The organism is Microcystis sp. M179S2 (genome assembly GCF_020245805.1).
Taxonomy (GTDB): Bacteria; Cyanobacteriota; Cyanobacteriia; order Cyanobacteriales; family Microcystaceae; genus Microcystis; species Microcystis aeruginosa.
In genome coordinates, this window is the sequence record NZ_JADBUE010000354.1 from 1 (window position 1) to 8,440 (window position 8,440).

At 43.3% G+C, this 8,440-nt stretch carries 7 protein-coding genes and 1 pseudogene; 5 read left to right on the forward strand and 3 right to left on the reverse strand.

All coding sequences use genetic code 11. The features are described from left to right. A partial coding sequence (locus IM500_RS22200; RefSeq protein WP_287739545.1) for a helix-turn-helix domain-containing protein occupies nucleotides 1-251 on the reverse strand: 251 nt, incomplete at its 3' end. Between the two features lie 90 nt (nucleotides 252-341). Between IM500_RS22200 and IM500_RS22205 the strand changes: the two genes are divergently transcribed. From IM500_RS22205 to dnaG, 4 genes are all read left to right on the forward strand, one after another. Further along, a complete protein-coding gene (locus IM500_RS22205; RefSeq protein WP_061432225.1) occupies nucleotides 342-908 on the forward strand; it encodes a photosystem I assembly protein Ycf4 in 567 nt (188 codons plus the stop codon). A gap of 28 nt (nucleotides 909-936) precedes the next feature. Beyond that, nucleotides 937-1,674: a peptidylprolyl isomerase gene (locus tag IM500_RS22210; RefSeq protein WP_287739544.1), complete on the forward strand. Its 738-nt coding sequence runs from the start codon at nucleotides 937-939 to the stop codon at nucleotides 1,672-1,674. A gap of 293 nt (nucleotides 1,675-1,967) precedes the next feature. Then, nucleotides 1,968-3,092 carry a beta-ketoacyl-ACP synthase gene (locus IM500_RS22215; RefSeq protein WP_190722547.1) on the forward strand — a complete coding sequence of 375 codons (1,125 nt, stop codon included), beginning with the start codon at nucleotides 1,968-1,970 and terminating at the stop codon, nucleotides 3,090-3,092. A 364-nt stretch (nucleotides 3,093-3,456) separates the two neighbouring features. Continuing rightward, on the forward strand, nucleotides 3,457-5,337 hold the full coding sequence (dnaG, locus tag IM500_RS22220) for a DNA primase (RefSeq protein ID WP_190722548.1): 1,881 nt from the start codon (nucleotides 3,457-3,459) through the stop codon (nucleotides 5,335-5,337). Between the two features lie 12 nt (nucleotides 5,338-5,349). Here dnaG and IM500_RS22225 read toward each other — a convergent pair whose 3' ends face one another. Together IM500_RS22225 and IM500_RS22230 are read right to left on the reverse strand one after the other, a co-directional pair. Further along, on the reverse strand, nucleotides 5,350-6,588 hold the full coding sequence (locus IM500_RS22225) for a glycosyltransferase family protein (protein WP_190722549.1): 1,239 nt from the start codon (nucleotides 6,586-6,588) through the stop codon (nucleotides 5,350-5,352). A gap of 147 nt (nucleotides 6,589-6,735) precedes the next feature. Continuing rightward, nucleotides 6,736-7,896: a nucleotidyltransferase family protein gene (locus tag IM500_RS22230; protein WP_190722550.1), complete on the reverse strand. Its 1,161-nt coding sequence runs from the start codon at nucleotides 7,894-7,896 to the stop codon at nucleotides 6,736-6,738. Between the two features lie 281 nt (nucleotides 7,897-8,177). Here IM500_RS22230 and IM500_RS22235 point away from each other — a divergent pair. Next, a pseudogene (locus IM500_RS22235) lies at nucleotides 8,178-8,399 on the forward strand (RNA-guided endonuclease TnpB family protein); the annotation flags it as partial. Between the last annotated feature and the right edge of the window lie 41 nt (nucleotides 8,400-8,440).

Sequence of the window (8,440 nt, forward strand, 5' to 3'; positions counted from 1 at the left end):
AGGTGTCTTAACCCTTGTTGTAAAGGTACACAGCTAACTTCGTTTAAAAACTCTAATTCTTCTTGTTTTTTCCAATCGGTTAGCATTGAAGAAGTTTCAGTATATCCTACTCTTTCTTGTCTTTCGTACCATGCTTGTGTTCTGAGATGGAGTGCCTTATTGTAAACCAATCTTACACAGCCCAAAGTGCGCCGCAATAGCGACTCTTGTTCGGGTGTTGGGTAAAATCGAAACGAATAGGCTTTTTCCATATCTCGCATTCTAGCATATATCGTGTAAATGCGCTAATATTTAACAGTAAAGCCGTCGTAGAACGACGGGGTTTCAGACCCAAATTTTCGATGAAAGCGCAAACAACAAGTAAAGATAGCCTAATCCTACGGCAAGAAGTAGTGGGTTCCCGTCGCCCTAGTAACTATTTTTGGGCTGTAATCGTCTCTATTGGCGGTCTAGGGTTTCTCCTCGCCGGTCTTTCCAGTTATTTGAAGGTCAATCTACTTCTCGTTAGCGATACCAGTTCCTTACAATTTATTCCCCAAGGAGTCGCCCTCCTCTTTTACGGTACTGCGGGGACTCTTTTAGCCATCTATCTCTGGTTATCTCTCCTCTGGAATGTCGGAGGTGGTTACAACGAGTTTAACAAGGAAACCGGCAAAGTTAAAATCTTTCGTTGGGGCTACCCTGGCAAAAATCGTCGCATTGATCTCGATTGGCCTCTCGAAGATGTGCAAGCTGTGCGGGCCGAAGTGCGAGAAGGACTCAACCCGAAACGGGAACTATTCCTGCGGATTAAACAGCGTCGCGATATCCCTTTAACTCGCGTCGGCGATCCGATGTCCCTCTCGGAATTGGAAAATCAAGGAGCGGAACTCGCTCGTTTTCTGGAAATTCCTCTAGAGGGATTGTAGGCCTTTTTTCGCTCTTTTTGGCTATAAAATGATGAAGATAAGAAAATCTTGCTGGCTGTCTCTAGTTTGTGTTTTTTTAATCACAACGACGACACTTTTCGGCTGTTCTTCCCCGGAAGCTAATTCCACCCCCGATAATTCTAGTATCACCCAAACCTCTCAACCTGCCAGTTCGGGCAGTGTCAACATGGATAATTACAAACCCCGCTTAGATGGAACTGCCGTCGTCGAGATGATCATCAAAGGTAAACCGGTAACGATCGAAATTGATGGCAATGCGGCCCCAATTACTGCCGGTAACTTTGTGGATCTGGTGGAGAGAGGTTTTTATAATGGTTTAACTTTCCATCGCGTGGTTACAGAACCGCAGCCTTTTGTCGCCCAAGGGGGTGATCCCCAAGGTCGCGGAACTGGTGGTTTTGTTGATCCACAAACCAAGCAATCCCGTTATGTTCCCCTGGAAATTCTCCTCAAAGACGAAAAAGAGCCGATTTATGGGCAAGCAATCGGTCAACAGGCCACGGCGCGCACTCCCATCGTCGCTTTACCCCATAAACGCGGTGCGATCGCAATGGCCCGTTCTCAACAACCTAATTCCGCTTCTTCTCAGTTTTATTTTGCCCTGTCGGATATCAATTTCCTCGATGGTGATTATGCCGTTTTTGGTTATGTAACTGAGGGAATGGAAGTGATCGATACGATCAAACAAGGGGATAAAATTGACTCGGCCAAAGTTGTTTCTGGTGCAGAAAATCTGAAAAAATAGCGATCGGTTAGGGTGGGACCGGGCGACAATAATTTAATGTTCGCCGTCACCCACCCAATCATTTAATAAATCTGCTGCAAAAATCAAAAATCTTCCGTCAGGTGAGGAGTCTCCGAGCCAGTAGTCAGTAGTCAGGAGAATTAAGAATGAATAATAATCAATTAAATGCTCTAAGTAGGAAGGCACAATTATTTGTAGGATGGGTTAGCGGTAGCGTAACATAATCGGGCGTTGGGTTTCATGCTTCAACCCAACCTACGTTCATCCGATAACTGATAACTGATAACTGATAAATGAATGTTGTGGTGACGGGAATTGGGTTGATCAGTTCTCTGGGAAATTTAAGTCAGAGTTGGCAAAGATTACTAGAGGGCAAAACTGGTATAACTAGACAACAACCCTTTTCTGATTTACCCGCTTTACCCTTGGGTTTAATCGGTCACAAACCGGCATTTTTAGAGGATTTAACCAAAATTGCCCTGATTGCTGCCCTTGAAGATGCGAAGTTAACCCCTCCCTTAAAGGATTGTGGTGTCACTATCGGTTCTAGTCGTGGTTGTCAGGGTTTATGGGAACAGATGGCAGCGACGGGAATAGTAGAAAACTGGTTAGATAGTTTACCCGATCGCGCCTCGGTATTGACCGCTAGATTGATAGAAACCGGCGCCCCAGTGTTAGCACCCATGGCGGCCTGTGCCACGGGCATCTGGTCGCTCGCCCAGGCTGTAGAATTAATTACTATGGGAGAATGCGATCGAGTTTTAGCCGGGGCGCTCGAAACCCCGATCACTCCCTTAACTTTGGTGGGATTTGAACAGATGGGAGCTTTGGCGAAAACGGGCTGTTATCCTTTTGATAGAGCTAGGGAGGGCTTGGTTTTGGGCGAAGCTGGGGCGATTTTAGTCCTTGAATCCGAAAAACTGGCTTTAAGCAGAAATGCCCCCATCTACGGGCAAATTTTGGGCTATGGTTTTACCTGCGATGCCGATCATGTCAGCGCCCCGGCGGTGAATAATCGTAGTGCTACCAAAGCCATAGAACTATGTTTGCACAGAAGTCAATTAAGAAAAGATGAAATTAATTACATTCACGCCCACGGCACTAGCACGCGTTTAAACGATGAACGGGAGGCAAACCTGATCGCCAGCATTTTTGGCTCGCAAGTGGCTGTAAGCTCGACAAAAGGGGCAACAGGACACACTTTAGGGGCTTCGGGGGCATTAGGTGTGGCTTTTTGTTTAATGGCTCTGAAAAATCAGCTAATTCCCCCCTGTGTCGGTGTGCGCGAGTCGCCTTTTCAATTAAATTTAATTAGAGCGGCTGTTAATTTTTCCCTGCACAATTGTCTCTGTCTTAGTTTCGGTTTCGGAGGACAAAATGCCGCCATCGCAGTGCGGAAGTTTTTCAGTGATCAGTAATCAGTTCTTTCCCTGCCGGTCTCTGCATTTTTAACAAAACTTAACAATTATGGGGAAAATTTTGCTTGTTTTTGTCGGGAGATTTTGAGATAATATTTTTAAAAGATTTTATTCACAATGGGAATATTTGAACTTCTGGAAATTGGCACGGATTCCCATTATGATAAAAGCATAGCACAAGCCGCCGCCAAAGTCAAGTCCTTTCTTATTACTTATGGGTGCGAATTTCCAGGAGTCAAAAAGGGCCTTAGTGGGGGTGGTAGGTGTTGGGGAGATTTTTCAGTGATCAGCTTTAATACTGCTCACTTAATATATACTGCTCACTTAAAACTCACATCTGACTCCTGACTGCTGATAACTGATTATGGATACACCGCGACTACATCCGGACACGATCGAAGAAGTTAAACAAAGAATTGATATTGTGGATTTAATTTCCGAGAGAGTCGTCCTCAAAAAAAGGGGACGGGAATACGTCGGTTTATGTCCTTTTCACGAGGAAAAATCCCCCAGTTTTACGGTTAGTCCTGCCAAACAAATGTATTACTGTTTTGGCTGTGGTGCGGGGGGAAACGGGATTAAATTTCTTATGGAAGTGGGAAAACAATCTTTTAGTGAAGTGGTTTTCGATCTTGCTAGAAGGTATCAAATCCCGATTAAAACTCTGGCAGTAGAACAGCGTCAGGAATTAGAACAGAAATTATCCCTCAAGGAACAATTATACGAAATAATGGCCGTGGCGGTGAGTTTTTATCAACACGCCCTTAGTCAACCTCAAGGGGAAAAAGCGTTAGATTATCTTAAGGTACAACGACAACTAACCGCGGAAACTATCGCAGCTTTTCAACTGGGATATTCTCCGGAAGGTTGGGAAACTCTCTATCGTTATTTAGTGGAACAAAAGCGCTATCCTGTGGCTTTAGTGGAACAAGCGGGATTAATTAAAGCGCGTCAAAATGGTAGTGGTTATTACGATCAATTTCGAGATCGTTTAATGATTCCTATTTTTGATAGTCAAGGACGAGCGATCGCTTTTGGTAGTCGCACTTTAGGTAATGAGCAGCCAAAGTATCTAAATTCTCCCGATACTCCTCTATTTGAAAAGGGAAAAACTCTCTTTGCTCTCGATCGAGCTAAACAGACAATTATTCAGCAAGATTTAGCGATAGTTGTCGAGGGTTATTTTGATGCGATCGCTCTTCATGCTACTGGTATTAGTAATGTGGTTGCCTGTTTAGGAACAGCTTTAAGTCAAGAGCAAATTAAATTACTTTTGCGCTACAGTGAAAGTAAACAAATAATCTTTAATTTTGATGCTGATCAAGCGGGAATTAAAGCGACACAAAGGGCGATCGAGGAAATTAACTCCCTAGTTTATTCGGGACAAGTTAACCTAAAAATCCTCAATCTTCCCGATGGTAAAGATGCCGATGAATTTCTTAAATCTCGTGCTGACGGGGTGAATAGTTATCGAGAACTAATCGAAAAATCTCCTTTTTGGATTGATTGGCAAATCTCGCAAATGTTGGTTAATAAAGATTTAAAACAGGGACTACATTTTCAACAAGTAGCCAATAGTATGGTGAGTTTACTGCAAAAGTTAATCGATAGCAATCAACGCACTTTTTATCTAGATTATTGTGCTGAAATTTTGGCTCAAAAAGATGCAACTCGTTTGCCTTATATTTTAAAAAATCTCTCAAAGCAGGTTAATAAACCTCAGGGAAAATCTCTGGCAATCAAGAGGAAAAATATTTTAGATAAATCTGAAAAAAATAGCTCGGAAAAAGCCGAATGGTTATTATTATTAATCTATCTCCATTATCCTGAATATCGGGAAAGAATTTTAGAATCTTTGGATGAAAAAGATTTAATTTTTAATCTCCCGGATTATCGTTGGTTATGGCAAGTAATTCTAGAGTTAGAAACCCAAATTACTAAACCAAGAGATTTGATGTCATCTTTACAGAATCATTTATTGATGATCACCACAGACAAAAACCGTGATTTTAATTCTTTATTGCACTTAAATGAACATACCAGTCAGGAAATTTTGCAGCCAGAAGAACAAATTAAAGATGCTATTATAGCTATGGAAAAAATTAGTTTAATGGAATATCGTCGCTACTGTCAAGAACAATTAATTAATTCTGGCGACAGCAATCAAAGGGAATTTTATCAGCAGGAATTTTATCAAACTGTTAATAAATTAATCGAAATTGATCCTCTCTACCAACAAGCTTAATTCTCTAATTGATTAGAAGCTAGACAATTGTTCGGCAATAATAGATACTAACTTATCCACTGCTCCTGCTTGCCCGCGCACTGCCCGCAATTTTTGCCGGATAGCCTCTAATTGTTGGGGATTTTCTAACCAAGATCTAGCCATATTTGCCACTTCTTCTGGTTGTAATTCCCCCAATAATTCCGGAACAATTTCGGCACCAGCCCAAATATTTGGCCAAGCATATAAACGCTTTTTCCGCAACATATAGAGATTAATTATCTTAGCAAATAAAGAGCCAACCCCCGGCAGTTGGGCTAATAAACCGGGTAAACCGTCCCAAGTTCTCATCGCGTCTAGTTGCTGAGTCGGTAGTAAAATAATCATCGGGATTGCCAGCGCCCCTAATTCGGCAGTATTAGCACCCACCGTCGTTAAAGCTAAATGACAGCGAGAAAGCTGGTTATGGGCGGGAAAATCGGTAATTAGGTCAACTTTTACCCCCTTATCTGTTTCTAGATAGGGTTTTTCACCGTTTTTTAATTTGGCAGCACTCCAACCGGTTTTAGTGATCATCGGATTAGAGCTAGGATCGGCAAATTTCGCCAAATAAGCTAAATTTAGGGTAGGAGCGACGGGAATTAAGAATTTAGTCCGGGGAGCCTGCGCGTGTATCTTTTCGGCAATGGCTAGGGTTAGGGGTACACCCTGAGCTAATTTCGAGGGTTTGGAACCCGGGAGGAGTGCAATTAAGGTAGCGTCATCAGGGGTGATAGCATTGGGCAAATCCACCATTAAATCGCCGATAACAGTAAATTTATGCTGATATTGTTGGGGAATATTATTTAATACACTTGTATTCATTACGGCAAAGCGATCGATCCCCCGATACCAACGCGCTTCCCATTCCGCATAGATAACGGTGCGATAACCCAAACGTTTACCGATGGTGAGGGCAAAAAATTGATCGCCCCCTAAAAATAAAACGATGCCCTTGGGGTGCCAATCCCAATTATCGGCGGTTTTTCCCCAGAAAAGAAAATTAAAGAAGTTTTCTGGCGACTGGACTCGATCGACCTCCGGATATTTCCTAACTACTGCCGTTTCCGCCCCCATAGAATGAGTACAAGGGGAAAGAATCACCGAAATCCGCAACAGCGATCGATCTTCTGTTAAGTTTTGTCGCAATCTCTTGACAACTGGACGCACCCATGTAGATATTTCTCCTGGGCCATTAGAGAGAATGAGAAGATCAACAGGAGAATCAAACATGATATGTGGTGAGGTAGGAAGTTTTCGTTTTGGGGAGACAGTATTCAGGAGTCAGGAGACAGTATTCAGGAGACTATTTTTATTTGTTTTCCCCTCTCCCTTCTCCCTCACAACGCGCGCGAAGTGGTTTCCCTGTTGGGGTGTTGCCTACTTGCCATTGAATAAAGAACGAATTGCCTGATGTTTAGGGTGATCAAATTCTGGGGGAACCTTGCGGGTATCGGTAATCAACCAATCCAAGGCTGCCGCTTCCACATCGATCGCCGCGCCGGTTTTATCAACACAGTAGCGCCCAAAGACCAACTTATCCACCAAACGCGCCCCTGAACCGAGGCGAGAATATTCAAAAATAACGCTATTGTCCACCGTCGCGCCGCCACAAATCCAACAATTCGGGCCAATCATACTCGGACCGACAATTTTCGCCCCGTCTTCAATGCGCGTCATTGCCCCGATATACACAGGTCCGGTGATATCGACTCGATCCCAGTTTACTCCCACATTTAAGCCCGTGTAGATGCCCGGTTTGACTTCGATGCCAGGGATAGCAACATTTTTAATTTTCCGGGATAACACCCCGCGAATTGCCTGCCAGTAGTCGGGGACTTTACCGATATCCACCCATTCAAAATCCATGTTTAAAGCGTAGAAAGGTGCAGCTTTAGCGACTAATTGGGGGAATAATTCGCCCCCGATGTCGTATTTACTATTAGGGGGAATAAAATCAATGATTTCTGGCTCAAAAATATAGATACCCGTGTTAATGCAGGTACTTAAAGCTTCATCGATGGCCGGTTTTTCTTGGAAACTGAGAATCCGTCCCTCCTCGTCGCTAACTACCACCCCATAACTGGATACTTCCTCTCTGGGGACGGTTTTGGTGACAATAGTAGCGATCGCTCCCTTTTCCTGATGCCATTTAACGGCTGCGGTTAAATCAAGATCGATCAGCGCATCACCACAGAGAACCACAAAAGTATCGTCAAAAAAGGGATTAAAATCTTGAATTCGTCGTAAACCGCCCGCCGATCCTAGGGCATCACCGATTAACTCGCCCTCTTCGATTCTACCCTCGAAAGAATAGCCGATATGCACCCCAAAACGCTGACCATCGCGGAAATAACTCTCAATTTCTTCGGCTAAATGACTAACATTGACCATGATCTGATCAAAGCCATGCTGTCGCAACAGTTCCAACAAAAACTCCATCACCGGCTTTTGTAAAATCGGGATCAGGGGTTTGGGAATCGTATGGGTAATCGGACGGACGCGAGTTCCTTTGCCAGCCGCCAAAATCATGGCTTTCATCGATATCTATTTCCTTTTGTGATCGAGGTTTGTAATTAAATCATGCCTAGTGTATCATTACTGGCTCGGAATCAGTGGTTATCGATCCTCTTGGGGGTACCTCGAAAAATAGATTTACCTTAAATGTCGGATGAATGCCCCCGCTAAATTTTTCCACAAGACATCAACCTTTGCGGGGGATGAAATCCGACCAGGATATTAACCGCGAAGCACGATTTTAATTCTACCATTTGTAAGTAAACTGTGTTATACTTAATTTATCCAGGGTCGAGGATTAATCAATCCTAGTCGTAGAAGCCAAGTTAAAAAACGGGACACCAGAACAATCTCAAAGACTAGATGAAGCAATTAGGACATCTCAGTTTGTGCTTAACTCTTGTGTTCGTTATTGTCTGGACAATCAAGGGACAACCCGTAATGATCTTCAAAAGCTTTGTGCTGTACTAGCAGACAACAAAGAAACACCTTGGGTTAATAAATTAAACTCTCAAGCTCGTGGGAGCATCTCACCTTTGCAATAAGTAGAAATGCTTAATGAGATCAA